The organism is Bradyrhizobium sp. Leo78 (assembly GCF_059512425.1).
The window spans coordinates 1-19,342 of the sequence record NZ_JCAMOT010000076.1 but is presented as its reverse complement, the minus strand read 5'-3'; the positions used below and the strand labels follow the sequence as shown (position 1 = coordinate 19,342).

The window sequence follows — 19,342 nt, the reverse complement described above, 5'->3', positions numbered from 1 at the left end:
TTCACCTTGGCAGAATGGCTTCGCCGAACGGCTGATCGGATCGATTCGGCGGGAATCTCTGGACCACATCATTGTCCTGGGCGAGGTGCATCTGCGCCGCATTCTGAAATCTTGCGCCCATTACTATAATGGCACGCGCACTCACCTATCCTTGAACAAGGACGCGCCGATGTCACGTTCCGCCGAGGCAGCAGGACGCATTCTGTGCCGTCCGATCCTCGGTGGACTGCATCACCGATATGCTCGCGTTTGATTTGCGGTAGGCACAAGCTCGGCTATGCCGATCGTCCAGCCGAGGGCTCCGACATGGCCTTCATGGCGTTCGGCATCGTGTTCGGCAGCCTGGTCGGCGCCTTCACGATCCGGATCGGGGGCATCCCGCTATCGCTGGGCACAGCCGTGGGTGCGATCGTCGCGGGCATCATCTGCGGCTATATGCGCTCGACCATGCGCACCTTCGGGCACATCCCGGGCCCGGCCATCTGGGTGTTCAACAATGTCGGCCTGAACGGCTTCATTGCCTGCATTGGTCTGAACGCGGCACTCGGCTTCGTTGGCGGCATCCAGAACTACGGTGTGACCCTGTTCCTGGCCGGCACGCTCGTGACACTGGTGCCTATCATCGCCGGACTGCTACTCGGCCACTACGTGTTCAAGTTTCACCCGGGCATCATGCTCGGCGCCTGCGCTGGGGCACGCTCGACCACCGCCGCACTCGGTGCGCTGCAGGAGGCCGCCAAGAGCAATGTCCCGGTCGTGGGCTATGCGACGGGCTATGCGGTGTCCCGTCTCGTGATGGCACTGCTGACGATCGTCGTCGTCAACGCCTTCTAGGCGCCCACTTCTCACGCCGCCGCTGTCCTCCGAGGACGCGGCGGCGTTCTCTTGACGGTAGCTCCGCTCCACCACCGCAAGAGGAGCTTGCCCGTTTGACTCTGCTCGGCGCTCATTTCTGGTGGCGATGGATCGCGCACGAACGGCGGCTTTTGGCGGACTATCAAGGCGCTATGTGGCGAGCTAAGCCGCCCTCCGGTACGAAAACAGTGCTTCCAGCATAGTGGGTCCAGCGATGTAGCGGACCCCCGCTACCAACGGTCACCCCCCGATCGAACCGTTATGAGCGGCAGGACAAACGGTGCGATGCACGTGTGGTAGGGCGTCCGCCTGCGTACGGCATGTTCATCCGCCTTGGCTATGTCGATGGAAGACAATCGGCAGATCCGCGCCGTCGACGAGACCGGTCAAGATCGGTCCCTGCAGTGCGCTCTCAAGGCCGTCTTGTACCGACCAACCCGGTGTCGCTTGGCGGCGACGAGCTTGGATGATGTCACCACGTCAATGATCCTTCAGTCGAAGGGTAGCACGAGCAGTGCAATAGGCATTTTCTGCCAAATCAATCGCTTTCCAATTCGAACAAATCGGTAATAAGCTGCGTTCCTTGGACAACGGAGTCGCCCAGAGCGTGGAGTAGTTTGCCTCACTATGGATTTGATGGAGAATAGTGTCGGTGCATGGCGTGTCGGCGTGCTGTTTTCGGAGACAGGCGTCACATCGACGATCGAGCGGACGCAGCTGAATGCCACCTTGCTCGCGATCGAGGAAATCAACGGGAAAGGAGGAGTTCTGGGACGGCCGATCGAGCCCGTGTTGTACGACCCTGCTTCCGATCCCAAGAAATTTCGGGGTTTCGCGGAGCGGTTGTTTCAGGTCGATCGGATCAGGCTCGTGTTTGGCTGCTACATGTCGAGCACGCGCAAGCAGGTCCTGCCCGTGGTAGAAGCGCACCGTGGTCTCCTGTTCTATCCGACCCTCTATGAGGGTTTCGAGTACTCGCGCCATTGCATCTACACCGGCGCGGCGCCGAACCAGAATTCACTGCAGCTCGCCAAGTTCCTCCTGTCCGCCTATGGCAACAGGTTTCTGTTCGTCGGCTCGAACTACATCTATCCCTACGAGTCGAACCGCGTGATGGCGGACTTCGTGGTGCAGAGCAAAGGCAAGGTGCTGGACGAGATCTATGTGCCCCTGCGCCCGGATCCGAAAGATTTTGACAAGGTCGTCAGCCGCATCAAGAAGACTTCGCCCGACGTCATCTTCTCCACTGTGGTGGGCAGCGGCACATCCGTGCTTTATCGTGCCTATCGCGCGGCCGGCCTGGATCCGGCGCGCATGCCGATCGCGAGCCTGAGCACCAGCGAAGCGGAGGTTGCGGAAATGGGTGCCGAAGCCGCCGAAGGCCACATCACCGCTGCTCCCTTCTTCGAGACGCTTTCCTCGCCGGCGGCAAAGCGCTTCGTCACCAGCTTCAAGGAGAAGTACGGTGCTGATGCTCCCGTCACCGCCTGCGCCGAGGCCGCCTATTTCCAGCTTCATCTGGCGTTTCGTGCGGTGGCGAAATGCGGCTCCGACGATCCCGAACAGGTGCTCGGAAACTTGCGCGACGCAGAATTCGATGCCCCGCAGGGCCGCGTCAGGGTCGATCCGGAGAACAATCACACCTTCCTGTGGCCGCGGATCGCCCGGCTCGACCGTCACGGCCGTTTCCAGACGGTCTGGAATCCCGGCGTGCGGGTGAAGCCCGATCCCTATTGTGTCGTCCAGAGCCTCGACGATTGGTCGGTCGAGCTGCCGTTGCTCCACTCATGAGCACCCCGTAACGGAGAACTGGACGTGGCCATCCAAATTCTTCGGGACTTGCGCGGGTTGCGGGTTCACGTCGTGCATCCGGCTGACACCGAGCGCACGAGGTTGGTCGAGCATCTGCGCCGCATCGGGTGCATGGTCGAGACTCAGTGGCCGGTGCCGGACTGCTGGGCCGAGGGTGCCGACATCGTGCTGCTCGCGATCGAGCACGACGTACGCGAGGAGATCCAGCAGCTGTTGAAGTCGGATGCAAACCACCGGCCGACGCTCATCGCCGTTGTCAGCTACGAGGATCCGTCCACGCTGCAGCTTGTGCTCGAAGCCGGCGCGGTCGCAGTGATCGAGCGGCCGATCAGGCCGTTCGGTCTGCTCACCAACCTGACGATCGCGCGCAGCCTCTGGCTCGAGCGGCGCGAGGCCGACAAACGCGTGCGCAAACTCGAGCGCAAGCTCGCCGGCATCCAGCGCATCCAGAAGGCGAAGGTCATTCTGATGGACGGTCAGGGATTGAACGAAGCGGAAGCATACGAAACGATCCGCAAACAAGCGATGGCGAAGCGCTTGTCGATGGACGACATGGCGGCCGCGATCATTCACGCAAACGAGCTGTTGCAATACCGCGTGAAAGGTGATTAGCTTTTGAGGCGTCGCGAGAGGAAATCCTTCTCGCGACTTTTGCTGGACCATCGATGCTGCTGGTTCAGCTCAGGCTAGGTAAGCCCGAAAGATCCGCGAGGATCTGTCGGGCTTTTTTGCTTTGTGGGGTCGAGATTCGCCGCCGACGCGTTAGCGTTTTCGGGGAGCGGCCTGATCTGGGATTTTTCTGGCTTCGAAACAACGTGCTTCGGCGCGAACGGCTTGGTGTGCCTCGACACATGGGGAGTGTAGGTATGGCGATCGACAGACGCAGGTTTCTGAGGAATGGCTTGCTCGCAAGCGGCACGGTGATCACGTCGCCATGGGTCTTTCAGACCGGCGCGCGTGCGGCGGGCGAGGTCAAGGTCGGCGTGTTGTTCTCTCTGACCGGAGGTCTTTCGATTATCGAGAAGTCGCTGCATGACGCCACGCTGATGGCCATCAGCGAGATCAATGCCGCCGGCGGCGTCAAAGGGATGAAGGTCGTGGCGATCGCCGAGGACGGCGCATCCGATCCGAAGACCTACAACGAAAAAGCTTCGAAGCTCGTGATCCAGGACAAGGTGCCGACCGTGTTCGGTTCCTACACGTCGGCGAGCCGCAAGGCGGTGCTGCCGGTGTTCGAGAAGCGCAACAACCTCTACTTCTATCCGACCTATTACGAAGGCTTCGAATGCTCCAAGAACGTCGTCTACACCGGCGCCGTTCCAAACCAGCAGCTTTCGAATTTCATCCCGTGGATCATCAAGACGCTCGGCAAGAAGAAGTTCTTTATCGTCGGATCGAACTACATCTATCCGCGCGAAATGGCCAAGGTCTCGAAGATTCTGATCGAAAAGAACGGCGGCGAATGGATCGCCGACGAATATCTCGAGCTCGGCCATTCCGAATGGGGCTCGATGGTCAACAAAATCAAGAGCTCGGGCTGCGACGTTGTGCTGTCCAACGTGGTCGGCGACTCCGTGGTCGCCTTCTACCGCGAATACAAGAACCAGGGCTTGACCCACGACAAGCTGCCGATCTGCGCCACCGTTACTTCCGAGATCGAGATCGCGGCAATGGGCGCGGAATATGCGGTCGGTAGCTACACTTCGTTCCCGTACTTCCAGGCGATCGACACCGATCGCAACAAGGCCTTCGTCGAGCGCTACCGCGCCTTCGTGAAGGATCCGAAGGCGGTGACGCACCATGCGCTGGAATCTTCCTATTTTCAGGTGTTCCTGTGGAAGCAGGCGGCCGAGAAAGCCGCTGAGATCACGCCAACCGCGATCCGCGAGGCGGTGAAGGGACAGGAGTTCGATGCGCCGAACGGCCACGTGAAGATCGATCCCGAGAACCTGCACACCTACCTCACGCCGCGCATCGCGCAATGGCTCCCAGACGGGCAGGGCAAGATCATCGACGCCTATAAGGAGCCGGTCGTACCGTTGCCCTATGTCGCCTATGGCGAGACCCCGACCAACCTGTTCTGCACAGGCAAGGGGCTCGACACGGCCAAGCTGAAAACCTGATCGAGGCATACAGCCTCCGCCGCGCTTGCTCGCGCGCGGTGGAGGGTGGGGCGGTGGCATGCTTGAAGTTCTCTTTATCGGTCTCAGTCTCGGGTCGATCCTGCTTCTGGTCGCCCTTGGCCTTGCGATCACCTATGGCGCGATGGGCGTGATCAACATGGCCCATGGCGAGATGGTGATGGTCGGCGCCTATGTCACGGTGCTCTCGGGCATCTGGCTCGGCACCAATATCTTTGTCGCGATACCGCTCGCCTTCATCGTCACCGCGCTGCTCGGGCTCTTGATCGAGCGCGTGGTGGTGAGGCGGCTCTACGGCCGCCTGCTCGACACGCTGCTTGCGACCTGGGGCATCGCCATCCTGATCCAGCAGGCGGTGCGGCTGGAATTCGGCCTGTCGTTTCTCGGCATCCACATCCAGGGCCTCGGGCCGGGCCTACAGAACGTCGCAGTGCCGCCGTTCCTGCAGGGCACGTTCTCCATCCTCGGCGCCGACATCAACCGCTACCGCACCTTCATCATCCTGGTGACCGCGATCCTCGCGCTCGTGACCTGGTTCATTATCTATCGGACGTCGATGGGCACACAGGTGCGCGCCATCATCCGCAATCCGAGGATGGCCGCGGCCTGCGGCATCGACGTCACCCGCGTCAACGCTCTGACCTTTGCTTTCGGGTCTGGTCTCGCCGGCGTCGCCGGTGTGATGATGTCCGGCTTCAAGACGGTGTTTCCCGATATGGGCACGTCGATGGTGGTCGACGGCTTCCTTGTCGTTGTCATGGGCGGCGTCGGCAGCCTGCTCGGCTCGGTGTTGTCGGCAGGCATCCTCGGCGAGATCAACGGGCTGGTGGCGGCAGCCACTAACGACATCCTGGCGCGTGCGGTCGTGTTCGGCGTCGTCATCGCCATCATCGTGCTCAAGCCGAAAGGGCTGTTCGCCCTGAAGGGGCGCTAGCGATGCCGATGAAACGCAAGATCGACTGGGCGATCTATGCCGCGTTCGTGGTGCTGGTGATGCTCCTGCCGCTGGTCATGGATGCGTTCTGGCTGAATCGGGTGGCGAAATATCTCGTGTACGGCATGCTCGGTGTCGCCGTGGCTCTGTCCTGGGGCTATGCCGGCATTCTCAATCTCGGCCAGGGCCTGTTCTTCGGCGCCGGCGCCTACGTGCTGGCGATGTCGCTGAAGCTCGCGAGCACGACCAGTCTGCAGCAGGGCTCCGACAAGCCGGTGCCGGATTTCATGCTGTGGAACGCCGAGCCGGGCGCGCCGACCGAGCTCTGCTGTATCAACAAGGCTTCGTTCCTCTGGCTGCCGTTCCAGAGCCAGTGGTTCGGTGTTGCCATGGGACTGATCCTGCCGGTGCTGCTCGCCACCATCCTCGGCACCATCGTGTTCCGCAAGCGCATCTCCGGCGTATTCGTCTCCATCATCACGCTGGCGCTGGTGCTCCTGGTGCGGCTGGTGGTGATCGACTCGCAGCCCGTCACCAACGGCTTCAACGGGCTCACCGATCTCGGCTGGTTCAATGTCGCGGGCCTCGAATTCGACCCCTACATCGTCCCGACCTATTACCTCGTCGCGGTTTCGCTCAGCCTCGTCCTTGTCGGCACGCGGCTCCTGATCGACACGCGTTCCGGCCTGATCTTGCAGGCGGTGCGCGACGACCAGAATCGGGCGCGCTATCTCGGCTTCGACGTGCCGGCCTACCAGACCTTCTTCTTCGCGGTCTCGGCGGCGATCGCGGGTTTTGCCGGCATGCTTTACGTGATCGTGTCGGAGTTTGCTTCCCCGACCTTCATGGACCTCACCTTCTCCATCACCATGGTGGTGTGGGCCGCCGTCGGCGGGCGCGCTTCGATCCTGGGGGCCTGCATCGGCGCGATCCTGATCAACACGATCTCGGCCACTGTCAGCGAGACCGAAGGCTTTGCCGAGGCCTGGAAGGCGATCATCGGCCTGATCTTCGTGCTGGTGGTGCTCTATCTGCCGCGCGGCCTTGCCGGGCTCGCGCATGATTTCATCGATCGCTTGCTGGCGCGCAAGCCTACGGCTTCGCCGCAGGCGCTGCCGGTGAGCGAAACATCGTCACAATTGGCGGAGTAGGCGATGGCGCAATCGGCACTCACCATCGACGGCTTGAGCGTGGATTTCGAAGGCTTCAAGGCCGTCAACGGCGTGACCATGACCGTCGATGACGGCGAGTTGCGCGTGCTGCTGGGCGCCAACGGCGCCGGTAAGACCACGCTGATGGATTTGATCTCCGGCAAGACCAAGTCGACCGATGGCCGCGTCTATCTGCACGATACCGACATCACCAACTGGGAAGAGCACAAGATCGCGCGCGCCGGCATCGGGCGCAAATTCCAGATCCCGAGTGTGTTCAAGGAACTCACAGTTCGTCGCAATCTCGAAGTGGCGAGCTGCAAGAAGCCCGGCGTGTTCGCCAATCTGCGCTTCGGCTTCGGCACTGATGCGGAGCGCAATGTCGATGAGGTGCTGGAGCTGATCGGCCTCACCGAGGAGCAGGACCGCATCGCCGCCTATCTCAGCCATGGCGAGACCCAGTGGCTCGAGCTCGGCCTTCTGATCACGCAGAATCCGAAGATCATCCTCCTGGACGAGCCGACCGCGGGCATGACGCAGGCCGAGACGCACAAGACCTCAGAGATCGTCAACAACCTCAAGGGCCGTCACACCATCATCGTCGTCGAGCACGACATGGCCTTCGTCCGCGAGATCGCCGAGCGTATCACGGTGCTGCATCTCGGCCAGGTGCTGGCCGAGGGAGACGTCGAGCAGATCGAGAACAATCTGAAGGTGCGCGAGGCCTATCTGGGATCGAAGGGGATTTCGTGATGCTCGCCTTCGCCCATGTCGACAGCTTCTACGACCGCAGCCACATCCTGCACGATGTCTGCCTCGACGTGCCCGACGGCGAGGTGACCGCCGTCATGGGCCGCAACGGAACCGGCAAGACCACGCTGCTGAAGACGCTGATGGGCCTCACCGACCGGATGGGCGGCGAAATCAGCCTCGATGGCGATGATCTTGGTGCGAAGCCGACGTTTCAACGCGCGCGGGCAGGCATCGCCTATGTTCCCCAGGGCCGCGAGATCATCCCGGATTTCTCGATCCGTGAGAACATCCTGATGGGCTCGTTTGCGCGGAGCGACGGCAAGCGGGAGATCCCGCCGCTCGTAGCCGAGCTGTTCCCGTATCTGATCGACAATCTCGACCGCAATGGCGGCGTGCTGTCCGGCGGTCAGCAGCAACAGCTCGCGATCGCGCGGGCGCTCGCCGCCGATCCGAAGATCATCCTGTTGGACGAGCCCAACGAAGGCATCCAGCCATCGATCGTCGAGGAGATCGAGAACGTCATCATCCGCCTTAACCGGGACGTCGGACTCACCGTCATCCTGGTCGAGCAAAACGTATCGTTCGTCCGCCGCGCCGCGCATTGCTTCGCCATGATGGAGAAGGGGCGCGTGGTGGCATCGGGCAAGATAGGCGAACTCAGCGACGCGCTGGTTCACCGCCACATGGCGGTGTGAACGGAGCGTCGCGGTGGCAGGCAACGGTGCGTGAGGACCAGAACCAGTGACCAGAAAACCGCAAGGAGAGCTATATGTTGCACGGTGATATTACTTCCAGCAACGACACGGTGGGCGTCGCCGTCGTGAACTACAAGATGCCGCGGCTTCACACCAAGGCGGAGGTGCTCGCCAACGCTCGCAAGATCGCCGACATGATCGTCGGCATGAAGACCGGTCTGCCTGGCATGGATCTGGTGATCTTCCCGGAATATTCCACCCATGGCATCATGTACGACTCCAAGGAGATGTACGAGACGGCGTCTGTCGTGCCGGGCGAGGAGACAGAGATCTTTGCCGAAGCCTGTCGCAAGGCGAAGGTCTGGGGCGTGTTCTCGCTCACCGGCGAGCGGCACGAGGAGCATCCGAAGAAGGCGCCCTACAACACGCTGATCCTGATGAACGACAAGGGCGAGATCGTACAGAAATATCGCAAGATCATGCCCTGGGTGCCGATCGAAGGCTGGTATCCCGGCAACTGCACCTACGTCTCCGAGGGGCCGAAGGGCCTGAAGGTTTCACTCATCATCTGCGATGATGGCAATTATCCCGAGATCTGGCGCGACTGTGCGATGAAGGGCGCCGAGCTGATCGTGCGCTGCCAAGGCTACATGTATCCGGCCAAGGACCAGCAGGTCATCATGGCCAAGGCGATGGCCTGGGCCAACAATGTCTATGTCGCGGTTGCGAACGCCGCCGGCTTCGACGGCGTCTACTCATATTTCGGCCATTCAGCGATCATCGGCTTCGACGGCCGCACGCTCGGCGAATGCGGCGAGGAGGATTACGGCGTGCAATACGCCCAGCTCTCGAAGTCGCTGATCCGCGACGCGCGCAAGAACGGCCAGTCGCAGAACCACCTCTTCAAGCTGGTCCACCGTGGCTACACCGGCATGATCAATTCCGGCGATGGCGATCGCGGCGTCGCGACCTGCCCCTACGACTTTTATTCGAAGTGGATCGCCGACCCAGAAGGAACGCGCGAGATGGTCGAATCTTTCACCCGCTCGACTGTCGGAACCGAGGAATGCCCGATCGAGGGAATCCCGGCCAAGAAGGTCGCGCATCGCTGAACAGGCCTATAATGCGGCGCCGGCCGGAGAGTCGGCCGGCGCACGCGAAACCATGAAGCAAGAGAGGATGCGCCGTCATGACTCTCGATTACGAAATCTACGACCTTGGCGACGTCAGGCTGCAACGCGGCGCCACCCTGCGTGGCTGCAAGCTGGCCTACAAGACCTTCGGCACGCTGAACGCGGCGAAGGATAACGTCGTCGTCTATCCGACCTGGTATTCCGGCCAGCACTACGACAATGAATGGCTGATCGGGGAGGGCCGCGCGCTCGACCCGAACAAATACTTCATCATCATCCCGAACATGCTCGGCAACGGGCTGTCGTCTTCGCCGAGCAACACGCCCGAGCCGTATAACGGCCCGCGCTTTCCCCATGTGACGGCCTACGACAATGTGCGCGTCCAGCACCGCCTGGTGACCGAGAAATTCGGCATCACACACATTCGCCTTGTGACCGGCTGGTCGATGGGCGCGCTGCAGACCTTCCACTGGGGCGCGCTCTATCCGGACATGATGGACCTGATCGCGCCATTCTGCGGTTCGGCCAAGTGCTCGCGGCATAATTTCGTCTTCCTCGAAGGCGTGAAGGCGGCGCTGACGGCGGATGCGGCCTGGAAAGAAGGCTGGTACACCGAGAAGCCGGCCCGCGGCTTGCGCGCCGCCGCGCGCGTCTATGCCGGCTGGGGATTCTCGCAGGCGTTCTATCGCGAGAAGCTTGATCTCGATACGTTGGGCTACTCCTCGCTGGAGGACTTCCTGGTCGCGTTCTGGGAAGGTTTCTTCCTGCCCAAGGACCCGAACAATCTCCTGACCATGCTTTGGACCTGGCAGAACGGCGATATCAGCGACAACGAGATCTATAAGGGCGATTTCAAGGCGGCGCTCGGCGCGATCAAGGCCAGGGCCTACGTCATGCCCGGTCAGACCGACCTCTATTTTCCACCCGAAGACAGCAGGTTCGAAGTCGAGCATATGCCGAACGCCGAATTCGTTCCGGTGCCCTCGATCTGGGGCCATTTCGCCGGCGGCCCCGGCACCAACCCGGTTGACGTCGACTTCATCGACGTCAAGCTGAAGGAACTGCTCGCCAAATGACGGCCGGAGCATGATGACATCAGGTCAAACTCTATCCGAGGCTGCACCCCTCTCCCGCAAGCGGGAGAGGTGAAGATGTGGGAAGGAGACTGCGATGCTGCGCATCGAACGTGTGCTCGGTAGCCGACTGGAGCCGGAATTGTCCGAGGAGCTGCATCGGCTCGAGCACCGCGGCGCGGTCGATATTGTAAACGTGCCTGTTGCCGACCTGGCGCGGCGGCGGCTTTTGATCACCACCCGTGGCGGCGTCGAACTGGCGATCGCGCTGCCGCGCCACCAGAAACTGTTCGACGGCGCAGTACTCGTGCTGGAGAGCGACAGCGCGATCGTCGTGCGCGCGGCGACCGAACGCTGGCTGAAGCTCGAACCGCGCTCGATCGCGGATGCGATCGAACTGGGCTATCACGTCGGAAACCTGCACTGGCGTGTCCGCTTTGGCGGCGAAGTTCTGTTCGTGGCGCTGGAGGGACGGCCCGAGGATTACATCGCAAGGCTGGAGGACATGGTCGCCTCGCGCCGCGTCGGCATCAGCGTGCTCGACGAGGAAGAGGACGTGCCAGATCACGCGGCGGCCGAGGACGATCATGATGGACATCACGTCCACCAGCACGACCAGAGCCACTAAGCGATGCTGTCGACCTTGCGCGCGCTATGGCAGGCAGACGGGGCGTTTCCCAGCGGCTCCTTCGCCTTCTCCTATGGGATCGAGGGCCTCATCGCGCTGCGCGATGGCCTAGACGCGTGCGAGTTGAAGCGGTTGGTGTCGGCGGCGCTGAAACATCGCTGGGCCAGCTATGACCGGGTCGCGTTGCTGCGCGCTTTCCGCTGCAACGGCGATCTCGCCGTCATCGCTGCTGTCGATCGCGACGTGGAAGCCTCGACGCTGGTCGAGAGCCTGCGCGCGGGTTCGCGCCGCAATGGCGCGTCGTTTCTGGCCTCACATGCGCGGATCGGCAACGATCTAGCGGCGATCCTGCGCGACGCAGTGCGGTCGGGCGAATGCCTGGGCCATATCGCGGTGATGCAGGGCGCGGTCTGGTCCTCGGTGGGGCTCGACGAAAACCTGGTGCAGCTGACCTCGGGTTACACGGTCGCGTCGGGCCTGATCACTGCTGCGATCCGGTTAGGGGCGGTCGGGGCGCTGCAAGGGCAGGAGGTGCTCGCCGATTGCCTGCCGCTGATCGAGCAGATCACGATGAGCCAGACATTGCCCGATGCGGAGCTCGAAAGCTTTGCGCCCTTCCTCGACGTTGCCGCGGCTCGCCATGCGCAGGCCGACCTGCGACTGTTTGCCAATTGAAAGCGAGAAGGCATGCTGCTGACACCCACGGAACTCGAACGGTTGACCATCTTCAATGCCGCCGAGTTGGCGCGCCGCCGGCGTACCAGGGGATTGAAGCTGAATTATCCCGAAGCGGTCGCGATCATCACCGACGAGATTTTGGAAGGCGGGCGTGACGGCCGTTCGGTCGCAGACCTCATCGGCCATGGCTCCACGATCCTCTCCACGGATGACGTGCTGCCCGGCATTGCCGCGATGATGGATGTTATCCAGGTCGAATGCGTGTTTGCAGATGGCACCAAGCTCGTCACCGTGCATGAGCCGATCCGCCCGCCGCCGGGCGCTGCCGCCGACACCGAGCATCCCGGCGCCATCACCGCGCGTGACGGTCAGCTCGAACTCAATCCCGGGCGGCGCAAGATGAAGTTGACTGCGGTCAACACCGGCGACCGTCCGATCCAGATCGGGTCGCATTTCCATTTCTTCGAGGTCAACAAGGCGCTCGAATTCGACCGCGCCGCGGCCTTCAATATGCGGCTCGACATTCCCGCCGGCACGGCGGTGCGTTTCGAACCCGGCGCCTCCAAGGAGGTGTCGCTGGTCGAGTTCGGCGGGCGGCGCGAACTGACCGGCCTCAACAATCTCACCGACGGTGTCGGCAGCGATCCGGCCGTGCGCAGCGCCGCGCTGACGCGAGCACGCGCGCGCGATTTCAGGGGAGCATAACCTGTGGCGATGATCGACCGGCGCGACTACGCAGCGCTTTATGGGCCGACAACCGGCGATTCCGTTCGCCTCGGCGACACTTCGCTCTTCGCCGTGGTCGAGAAGGATTATGCCGTCTATGGCGATGAATGCCTGCACGGCGGCGGCAAGACCTTGCGCGACGGCATCGGCATGGCCGGCATCACCTCGGCCGAAGGCGCGCTCGATTTCCTGCTCTGCAATGTCGTGGTAATCGATCCCGTGCTCGGCATCGTCAAGGGCGATCTTGGCATCAGGAATGGCCGCATCGTCGGCATCGGCAAGGCAGGCAACCCCGCGATCATGGACGGCGTCGATCCGCAGCTGATCGTCTCGACCGGCACCACCGTGCGCGATTGCGAGGGCCTGATCGCAACGCCCGGCGCGATCGACGTCCACGTTCATTTCGACAGCGCCGGCCTTGTCGAGCATGCGCTCGCCAGCGGCATTACCACCATGATCGGCGGCTCGCTCGGGCCGATCACGGTCGGCATCGATTCCGGCGGCCCCTTCAATACCGGCAAGATGCTGCAGGCCGCCGAAGCCTGGCCGATGAATTTCGGCTTCCTCGGCCGCGGCAACTCCCATCGCGCGCCGCCGATGGTCGAGCAGCTCGAGACCGGCGTGATGGGATTGAAGCTGCACGAGGACTGGGGCTCGATGCCGGCCGCGATCGACACCTGCCTTCGCGTCGCCGACGACTACGATTTCCAGGTCCAGATCCATACCGATACGCTGAACGAATCCGGCTTTGTCGAGAACACGCTGGAGGCGATCGGCGGCCGCACCATTCACATGTACCACACCGAAGGCGCAGGCGGCGGCCACGCGCCCGATATCATCCGCGTCGCCGGCGAGATGCACTGCCTGCCGTCGTCGACCAACCCCACCAATCCGTTCACGGTCAACACCTTCGACGAACATCTCGACATGACCATGGTCTGCCACCACCTCAATCCGGCGATCCCGGAGGATGTGGCGTTCGCGGAAAGTCGCATTCGTGCGCAGACTATTGCGGCCGAGGACGTGCTGCACGACATCGGCGCGATCTCGATGCTCGGCTCCGACAGCCAGGGCATGGGCCGCATCCACGAGGTGATCTGCCGCACCTGGCAGCTCGCCTCGAAGATGAAGGATCAGCGCGGCGCGCTGCCGGAAGATCGCGAAGGTTTTGGCGACAATGCGCGCATCCGCCGTTATGTGGCGAAGTACACCATCAACGCCGCGCGGACCTTTGGCATTGCCGACCATGTCGGCTCGCTGGAAGACGGAAAGCTTGCAGACATCGTGGTCTGGCGGCCGGCGTTCTTCGGCATCAAGCCGGAGCTGGTCATCAAGGGCGGCTTCATCGCCTGGGGCGCGATGGGCGACAGCGCGGCCTCGCTGATGACCTGCGAGCCGATGCTGATGCGCCCGCAATGGGGCGCGTTCGGCCGCGCGCCGGCGGCGCTGTCGGCCTGCTTCGTGCATCCGCTCGCCGTGGAGCACGATCTCGCCGGTGCCCTCGGCCTGTCGAAGACATTGCTGCCCGTGAAGGGAACGCGAAAGCTCTCCAAGGGCGACATGCTCTGGAACGATCTTTGTCCGAAGATCACCGTCGACCCTGAAACCTTTGACGTCTTCGTCGACGGTGCGCTTGCGACCTGCGAACCGGCGCGCGAATTGCCGCTGGCGCGGCGTTATATGCTGAGGTGATGCGATGCTCGACAAGCTGCATCCCATTGAGCGCGCCGCAACCCATGCCAGTCCCGCCGCGGCACGCGTCGGCATCGGCGGTCCCGTCGGCTGCGGCAAGACCGCGTTGATCGAGGCGTTGATTCCGGTCTTGCAGCGTCGGGGTATCGATTTCGCTGTAGTGACCAACGATCTCGTAACCAAGGAGGATGCCGAGCGGCTGCGTCGTTCGGGCCTGATCGACCCGGCGCGTGTCTCCGCGGTCGAGGCGGGCGCCTGCCCGCATACGGTGATCCGCGAGGACCCGACGCTCAACATCGCCGCCGGAGACGATCTCGAAACGCGCTTTCCCGGGCTCGAACTGATCCTGTTCGAATCCGGCGGCGACAATCTCGCCTCGACCTTCTCACTCGACCTGGTCGACTGGTGGATGTTCGTGATCGACGTCGCGGGCGGTGACGACATTCCGCGCAAGAAGGGGCCGGGCCTGCTCCGCTGCGACCTCCTTGTCGTCAACAAGATCGATCTCGCGCCGCATGTCGGCGTCGCGCTCGAGCCGATGCTTGCCGAGGCTGTCAGCGTGAGGGGAGGCCGGCCGGTGCTTGCGACGAACGCGCGCTCCGGTGCCGGCATCGAGGCGGTTGCCGATGCGATCTCTGCCGCTGTCCTGTTCCGCGTTTGACTCCGGCCGGCGCGCCGAAGCGCATCTCGCCGCGGACGTTGCCGGCGGCCGAACCGTGCTGCGGCGCCAGCATGTCGGCTACCCATTTCACGTCACCCGCGGCTTTTATCTCGACGTCACGCGAGCCGACTTGCTGACGCTTTATTTGCAGTCGGCCGCCGGCGGCCTGTATGCCTGCGACCGTCTCAAGCTCGATGTGGCCATCGCCGCGAATGCCGCATTTCACCTGACGACGCAGGCTTCCACGGTCGTGCACCACGGACGCCAGTCCGGCGCGCTGCAGCAGCAATCCATCACGGTCGGTCCGGGTGCGTTCTGCGCGATCGCGAGCGATCCCTATGTGCTGTTTCCCGGTGCCGATCTTTGTCTCGACACGATGGCGACTGTGGCTGAGGGTGCGGTGCTGTTCCTGGCCGACGGATTCGCCATGCACGACCCGCGTCAGGCGGGACGGCCGTTCGCATCGTTTTCGAGCCGGCAGCGCATCCTGCGTCCCGACGGCAATGTCCTGCTGTTCGATCGTGGATCGATCCGCGGTGACGAGATGCGCGACGGCGCGCTCGGTGATATGGCGGCCGTCGCGACCGTCGTTCTGATCGCCCCGCCGGAAAAAGTGCCAGATCTCGGATCGTTCAGCAAAATCGTCGATAGCTGCGGCTGTCTATCGGGTGCGTCGCCCGCGCCGAACCAGGCCGGGCTCGTGATGCGGATATTGGCGCCTGACGGCGGCACGCTCGCGCGCGGGCTCGAAGCGGCATTTCATGTCGCCGGACGCGCGGCGCTTGGTTCCGATCTCGCACGTCGTCGCAAGTAAGCTCAGCGGCGTGCCAGACGGAAGTAGAGTCCAGACAGTCGCCCCGGCAAATCCTCGATCCGGTGCACCATCATGGTGTTGCCGCGGCCGAAGATCCGTAATGCCGCCTGGATGCCGGCCTTGCCGAGCACCACGCCGTAAGCATCGGTGCCGGCGTTTTTCAGGCCACGCGCAGCACGCCTCGCATCCTCGACCAGATCGAGCGGATCGGATACGTCGATGTCGGACGGCTCGCCGTCGGTCAGCACGATCAAGAGCTTGCGGCCGGAGTTGGCCTTTGCGATCACCTTCCCCGCATGGCGTAGCGCGGTGCCAAGCCGCGTCGACAGCCCCGATCTCAGCCCGGCGAGCCGCGCGATGCAGCTCCGGTCGTACGGCTCCTCGAAGGACTTTATCATGGTCATCCTGACATCTTCGCGTCCGTCTGACGCGAATGCCAGAAGACCGAAGGGATCGCCGAGCCTTCCCATCGCTTCCGCCAGAACCGCGACCGCCAAGCGCTCGACTTCGAGAATGGTCGCGCCGGTGGCGAGCCGGTCGCGGGTCGACTCGGAGACATCGATCAAGAGCAGCGCCGCGAGATCGCGATGCATCGATGTCGACGATCGGAACACGCGCGGATCCGGCTCCTGCCCGATCCGCAACGCAATGCCGGCATCGAGCGCGGCATCGATGTCGATGTCGTGGCCATCATGCTGCCGGTTGAGACGGATGGTCCGGCCGATCCGCACGCCACGCACCAATCGTCCGATCCGGCTACGCAGCGCGTCGGCATGGTCGAGCGCCGCCTCGATCAGGCGCGGATCGCCGGCGCGCGCGGCCACCTCGCGCACCGTGGTCCATTCGGGGCGCTCGATGCCATCCGCGCGGTCCCATTCCGGATATTTCGCGATGACAGTGCCACGCTCGTCCGGTGCTACCGGCCGGCCACGTCCAAGCGCTTCACCTTGCTCGTCCGGCTCGCTGCTGTTGCCATCAGGCGCTTCCTGCCGCTCCATCCGCATCGCATCGACCGGCAGCTCCATCATTTCGCCCGAGGGGGGAGCATTCTCGCCAAAGTCCCATAGCCCCAATCCATCATCGCGATAGACGGGCTCCACGACGTAGGTCTTGACGTTGAACTGTACTCGCATCTGGCCGAGGTCGTTGCCCAGCAGCATGCCGATTTCCCGGCTGATGGCGGGGTCGTCGATGCGAGGCAAGGCCGCTTGAAACATCGTGCGACCCTTCGCGACAAAGCTGTCGTGATCGACATAGGCGGGATCGAACAGTGCGCGCGCCAGCCGCGCCATCAAGGTCGGAGCCGCGATGACGCCGGACGGCGTGGCCACATGGTAAGGCGCCCACAGCCGCCGCAGACCCGGTAGCTGTCGCAGCGCCAGCGTCTCGATACGGGCGTCCTCGATCAGGTTGACGAGCGCTATCTGCAGCGGCTTCAGCTTGCCGACCGGAAACAGCCCGTTGCCCAGCACGAGATGCGCCTGTGCATGCGCCGCCGCGGCCCGGAACAGCGCCCGCGCAGCATCGCCCTGTACGCCGCGAAAGGTTTCGGGCAGGCGGATCAGCGGCCCGGCAATCGAGGTGCGCCGCTGCGGCGCCTGGCTGTTGTCGGCGGCAAAGCTGCGCAGCAGAGGCGGCTTGCCCCAGAGCGCAGTTATGAACGCCTTCAGCTCGATCTCGGCTTCGAGGAACGTCACGCTGCCGAGATCGCGCGCGATCATGCGACGCGCGAGATCGTCCTCGAGGCGGAAAAACGCCAGCCGTCGTACCCTGTTGCCGGAAGCGAATTTCAATCCGGCCGCGACGAAATTCTCGAAGGCGTCGATCGTGCCGGGGCCGAGAATTGCGGCGATGTTGTCGGCGGCCGGCGCAACCGATTCCGGCGCCTGCCGCGCCAGCAGTTCCATCGTCCGCCACCACCTCGCGAGGGCCGGACCGCTGCCGAACACACGCGTGGCAACCGGCAGCGCCTGCAGCGCAGCGGTCGCAGCCCGCGCGCCGGCGTTTCGGCAGATATCGGCGGCCATCTGGCCTGCCACCAAGAGTGGTGCGATCTCCTGCCTGTCCGCAGCGCCGCCGCTCTTGCTTGCCTCCCAATAGGCGATCAGGCAGGCCGGGCCGGCATTGACATACGCGAGCGTCAGCACGGCGCCGGCCCAGGCTTCAAGTTCGTTCACATCGAAACGATGCGAGAGATCGTCCCAGGCGACCAGGAACATCGGCCGCAGCGTCTCGCGCTGGAGCATCAAACGATGGATCCGGCGCGTCGCGCTGTCCTCCTCGTCAGGAGGCACCAGATGCAGCGTTGCCTGTTTGGCTGCGTTCACGGCAAACAGGCCTGGATCGCGTCACTGAGCGCTGCGCGGATGTCGGGATTGTCTGTGATCGGCAGCACGATGGAGGATTGCACGGCAACGTCCAGCGGCAAGCCTGCGCGCACCATCCGCCCGGCGTGGATCAGCATGCGAGTCGAGGCGCCTTCGTCGAGGCCGTGGCCCTGCAGATTGCGCGAGCGCTGTGCTATCGCGACCAGGATGCCGGCAAGCTCGTCATCGGTGCCGCTCTCGCGGACGATGATGGCAGCCTCGGTGGCCGGCGGCGGATAGAAGAAATCGATCGCGACGAAGCGCTGCTTGGTCGATTCCTTTAGGTCCTTGACTGCACTCTGGTAGCCCGGATTGTAGGAGATCGTGAGCTGGAAGTCGCCATGGGCGGGCACGAGCTCGTTGTGCTTCTCCAGCGGCAGGATGCGGCGCGCATCGGTCAGCGGATGGATCACGACGGTGGTGTCCTGCCGCGCCTCGACGATCTCGTCGAGATAGCAGATCGCGCCGTGGCGCACCGCGAGCGTTAGCGGCCCGTCGTGCCAAACGGTTCCCTGCGGCTCGAGCAGGTAGCGTCCGGCCAGGTCGGCGGCGGTCATGTCCTCATGCGCCGCGACCGTGATCAGTGGCTTGCCGAGCCGCCAGGCCATGTGCTCGACGAAGCGGGTCTTGCCGCAACCGGTTGGCCCCTTCAGCATCACCGGCAGGCGCTCGGCATAGGCCGTCTGAAAAGTCACGATCTCATGGCCGAGCGGCTGGTAGTAGGGTTCGTCGGCGATCCGGTAGGCGTCGAGATTCATGAAACATCCTCCGCGCGTGACGAAGGAGTGATGCCGCAAGGCCGAGCGCCATCGTCCCTTCGTGAATGGGATTGGCAGCCATTGCCCCGGAACACGCTGCAGCATCGAAGCGTGCGAACAGGCGAATATCACCTCGATCTAATTACAGCCTGAAAGGCCGGACAAGACAAGCGGATTTAGGTATATCGGCCTGTCTGTACCGAAAACCTAAGCTCGGGCGTAGTGGTGGTGAAGTCCGCCAAGGATGGCGTGTGATTTAATGCTTCCGGTCCGCTGAACCGGGCGGGCGACCGGCGCGTCTTTGTCCAACGACCGGTGCGGTCGGATGTCGTTGTAATAGCGTGCGTAGGATCGCAAAATCCGTCGTAGATGCGTCTCCCCAAAGACGAGGATGTGATCTAAGCACTCGCGGCGGATCGATCCGATCAACCGTTCGGCAACTCCATTCTGCCACGGCGAGGCCGGTGCAGTA

Annotated in this window: 20 protein-coding genes; 17 read left to right on the top strand and 3 right to left on the bottom strand. The window is 63.2% G+C overall.

Features of this window, described 5'->3' with window-relative positions; genetic code table 11:
• From AC5ZG1_RS41810 to AC5ZG1_RS41730, 17 genes are all read left to right on the top strand, one after another.
• A partial coding sequence (locus AC5ZG1_RS41810) for an integrase core domain-containing protein (RefSeq protein ID WP_496136322.1) occupies positions 1-253 on the top strand: 253 nt, incomplete at its 5' end.
• Positions 254-306: 53 nt separating this feature from the next.
• The gene (locus AC5ZG1_RS41805; protein WP_496136321.1) at positions 307-834 is read left to right on the top strand and encodes an aspartate-alanine antiporter-like transporter; all 528 of its coding nucleotides are present in this window, start codon (positions 307-309) and stop codon (positions 832-834) included.
• Positions 835-1,482: 648 nt separating this feature from the next.
• Positions 1,483-2,646, top strand: coding sequence for a transporter substrate-binding domain-containing protein (locus AC5ZG1_RS41800; protein ID WP_496136320.1), 1,164 nt, complete (start codon positions 1,483-1,485; stop codon positions 2,644-2,646).
• 24 nt (positions 2,647-2,670) lie between these two features.
• Positions 2,671-3,279 carry an ANTAR domain-containing response regulator gene (locus tag AC5ZG1_RS41795; RefSeq protein WP_456645595.1) on the top strand — a complete coding sequence of 203 codons (609 nt, stop codon included), beginning with the start codon at positions 2,671-2,673 and terminating at the stop codon, positions 3,277-3,279.
• 254 nt (positions 3,280-3,533) lie between these two features.
• Complete coding sequence (locus tag AC5ZG1_RS41790; protein ID WP_496136319.1) at positions 3,534-4,790, top strand: ABC transporter substrate-binding protein; 1,257 nt, start codon at positions 3,534-3,536, stop codon at positions 4,788-4,790.
• A 58-nt stretch (positions 4,791-4,848) separates the two neighbouring features.
• The gene (urtB, locus tag AC5ZG1_RS41785) at positions 4,849-5,742 is read left to right on the top strand and encodes an urea ABC transporter permease subunit UrtB (protein WP_496136318.1); all 894 of its coding nucleotides are present in this window, start codon (positions 4,849-4,851) and stop codon (positions 5,740-5,742) included.
• A 2-nt stretch (positions 5,743-5,744) separates the two neighbouring features.
• The gene (gene urtC, locus AC5ZG1_RS41780) at positions 5,745-6,893 is read left to right on the top strand and encodes an urea ABC transporter permease subunit UrtC (protein ID WP_496136317.1); all 1,149 of its coding nucleotides are present in this window, start codon (positions 5,745-5,747) and stop codon (positions 6,891-6,893) included.
• Between the two features lie 3 nt (positions 6,894-6,896).
• Positions 6,897-7,646, top strand: a complete 750-nt coding sequence (gene urtD / locus AC5ZG1_RS41775; protein ID WP_496136316.1) for an urea ABC transporter ATP-binding protein UrtD — start codon at positions 6,897-6,899, stop codon at positions 7,644-7,646.
• Complete coding sequence (gene urtE / locus AC5ZG1_RS41770; protein ID WP_028165344.1) at positions 7,646-8,341, top strand: urea ABC transporter ATP-binding subunit UrtE; 696 nt, start codon at positions 7,646-7,648, stop codon at positions 8,339-8,341. The genes urtD and urtE overlap by 1 nt, the downstream gene beginning before the upstream one ends.
• A gap of 74 nt (positions 8,342-8,415) precedes the next feature.
• The gene (locus tag AC5ZG1_RS41765) at positions 8,416-9,453 is read left to right on the top strand and encodes an aliphatic amidase (protein WP_456645589.1); all 1,038 of its coding nucleotides are present in this window, start codon (positions 8,416-8,418) and stop codon (positions 9,451-9,453) included.
• Positions 9,454-9,530: 77 nt separating this feature from the next.
• On the top strand, positions 9,531-10,550 hold the full coding sequence (locus tag AC5ZG1_RS41760; protein ID WP_456645588.1) for an alpha/beta fold hydrolase: 1,020 nt from the start codon (positions 9,531-9,533) through the stop codon (positions 10,548-10,550).
• A 94-nt stretch (positions 10,551-10,644) separates the two neighbouring features.
• The gene (ureE, locus tag AC5ZG1_RS41755) at positions 10,645-11,175 is read left to right on the top strand and encodes an urease accessory protein UreE (protein ID WP_028165341.1); all 531 of its coding nucleotides are present in this window, start codon (positions 10,645-10,647) and stop codon (positions 11,173-11,175) included.
• Between the two features lie 3 nt (positions 11,176-11,178).
• A complete protein-coding gene (locus AC5ZG1_RS41750; protein WP_496136315.1) occupies positions 11,179-11,850 on the top strand; it encodes an urease accessory protein UreF in 672 nt (223 codons plus the stop codon).
• A 12-nt stretch (positions 11,851-11,862) separates the two neighbouring features.
• Positions 11,863-12,558 carry an urease subunit gamma gene (locus AC5ZG1_RS41745; protein WP_496136313.1) on the top strand — a complete coding sequence of 232 codons (696 nt, stop codon included), beginning with the start codon at positions 11,863-11,865 and terminating at the stop codon, positions 12,556-12,558.
• 3 nt (positions 12,559-12,561) lie between these two features.
• Positions 12,562-14,271 (top strand): urease subunit alpha, encoded by a 1,710-nt coding sequence (ureC, locus tag AC5ZG1_RS41740; protein ID WP_456645584.1) that lies wholly within the window; start codon positions 12,562-12,564, stop codon positions 14,269-14,271.
• Positions 14,272-14,275: 4 nt separating this feature from the next.
• The gene (gene ureG, locus AC5ZG1_RS41735) at positions 14,276-14,932 is read left to right on the top strand and encodes an urease accessory protein UreG (RefSeq protein WP_456645583.1); all 657 of its coding nucleotides are present in this window, start codon (positions 14,276-14,278) and stop codon (positions 14,930-14,932) included.
• Complete coding sequence (locus tag AC5ZG1_RS41730) at positions 14,898-15,746, top strand: urease accessory protein UreD (RefSeq protein WP_456645582.1); 849 nt, start codon at positions 14,898-14,900, stop codon at positions 15,744-15,746. Before ureG ends, AC5ZG1_RS41730 begins: the two co-directional genes overlap by 35 nt.
• A 2-nt stretch (positions 15,747-15,748) precedes the next feature.
• On the opposite strand, the gene AC5ZG1_RS41725 is transcribed toward AC5ZG1_RS41730, so the two are convergent.
• The 3 genes from AC5ZG1_RS41725 to AC5ZG1_RS41715 form a co-directional block, all read right to left on the bottom strand.
• Positions 15,749-18,073: a nitric oxide reductase activation protein NorD gene (locus tag AC5ZG1_RS41725; RefSeq protein ID WP_496136312.1), complete on the bottom strand. Its 2,325-nt coding sequence runs from the start codon at positions 18,071-18,073 to the stop codon at positions 15,749-15,751.
• A complete protein-coding gene (locus AC5ZG1_RS41720; protein ID WP_456645580.1) occupies positions 18,070-18,870 on the bottom strand; it encodes a CbbQ/NirQ/NorQ/GpvN family protein in 801 nt (266 codons plus the stop codon). The genes AC5ZG1_RS41725 and AC5ZG1_RS41720 overlap by 4 nt, the downstream gene beginning before the upstream one ends.
• A 207-nt stretch (positions 18,871-19,077) precedes the next feature.
• On the bottom strand, positions 19,078-19,342 hold a 265-nt coding region (locus AC5ZG1_RS41715; protein ID WP_496136311.1), incomplete at its 5' end, for an integrase core domain-containing protein.

Bases quoted from the DNA above. Each gene is read 5' to 3' on its own strand.
- AC5ZG1_RS41750 (WP_496136315.1), top strand. From the start codon at position 11,179: ATGCTGTCGACCTTGCGCGCGCTATGGCAGGCAGACGGGGCGTTTCCC.
- urtD (WP_496136316.1), top strand. From the start codon at position 6,897: ATGGCGCAATCGGCACTCACCATCGACGGCTTGAGCGTGGATTTCGAA.
- AC5ZG1_RS41765 (WP_456645589.1), top strand. From the start codon at position 8,416: ATGTTGCACGGTGATATTACTTCCAGCAACGACACGGTGGGCGTCGCC.
- ureG (WP_456645583.1), top strand. From the start codon at position 14,276: ATGCTCGACAAGCTGCATCCCATTGAGCGCGCCGCAACCCATGCCAGT.
- AC5ZG1_RS41805 (WP_496136321.1), top strand. From the start codon at position 307: ATGGCCTTCATGGCGTTCGGCATCGTGTTCGGCAGCCTGGTCGGCGCC.
- ureE (WP_028165341.1), top strand. From the start codon at position 10,645: ATGCTGCGCATCGAACGTGTGCTCGGTAGCCGACTGGAGCCGGAATTG.
- urtE (WP_028165344.1), top strand. From the start codon at position 7,646: ATGCTCGCCTTCGCCCATGTCGACAGCTTCTACGACCGCAGCCACATC.
- AC5ZG1_RS41730 (WP_456645582.1), top strand. From the start codon at position 14,898: ATGCGATCTCTGCCGCTGTCCTGTTCCGCGTTTGACTCCGGCCGGCGC.
- AC5ZG1_RS41760 (WP_456645588.1), top strand. From the start codon at position 9,531: ATGACTCTCGATTACGAAATCTACGACCTTGGCGACGTCAGGCTGCAA.
- AC5ZG1_RS41800 (WP_496136320.1), top strand. From the start codon at position 1,483: ATGGATTTGATGGAGAATAGTGTCGGTGCATGGCGTGTCGGCGTGCTG.
- urtC (WP_496136317.1), top strand. From the start codon at position 5,745: ATGCCGATGAAACGCAAGATCGACTGGGCGATCTATGCCGCGTTCGTG.
- AC5ZG1_RS41790 (WP_496136319.1), top strand. From the start codon at position 3,534: ATGGCGATCGACAGACGCAGGTTTCTGAGGAATGGCTTGCTCGCAAGC.
- urtB (WP_496136318.1), top strand. From the start codon at position 4,849: ATGCTTGAAGTTCTCTTTATCGGTCTCAGTCTCGGGTCGATCCTGCTT.
- AC5ZG1_RS41745 (WP_496136313.1), top strand. From the start codon at position 11,863: ATGCTGCTGACACCCACGGAACTCGAACGGTTGACCATCTTCAATGCC.
- AC5ZG1_RS41720 (WP_456645580.1), bottom strand. From the start codon at position 18,870: ATGAATCTCGACGCCTACCGGATCGCCGACGAACCCTACTACCAGCCG.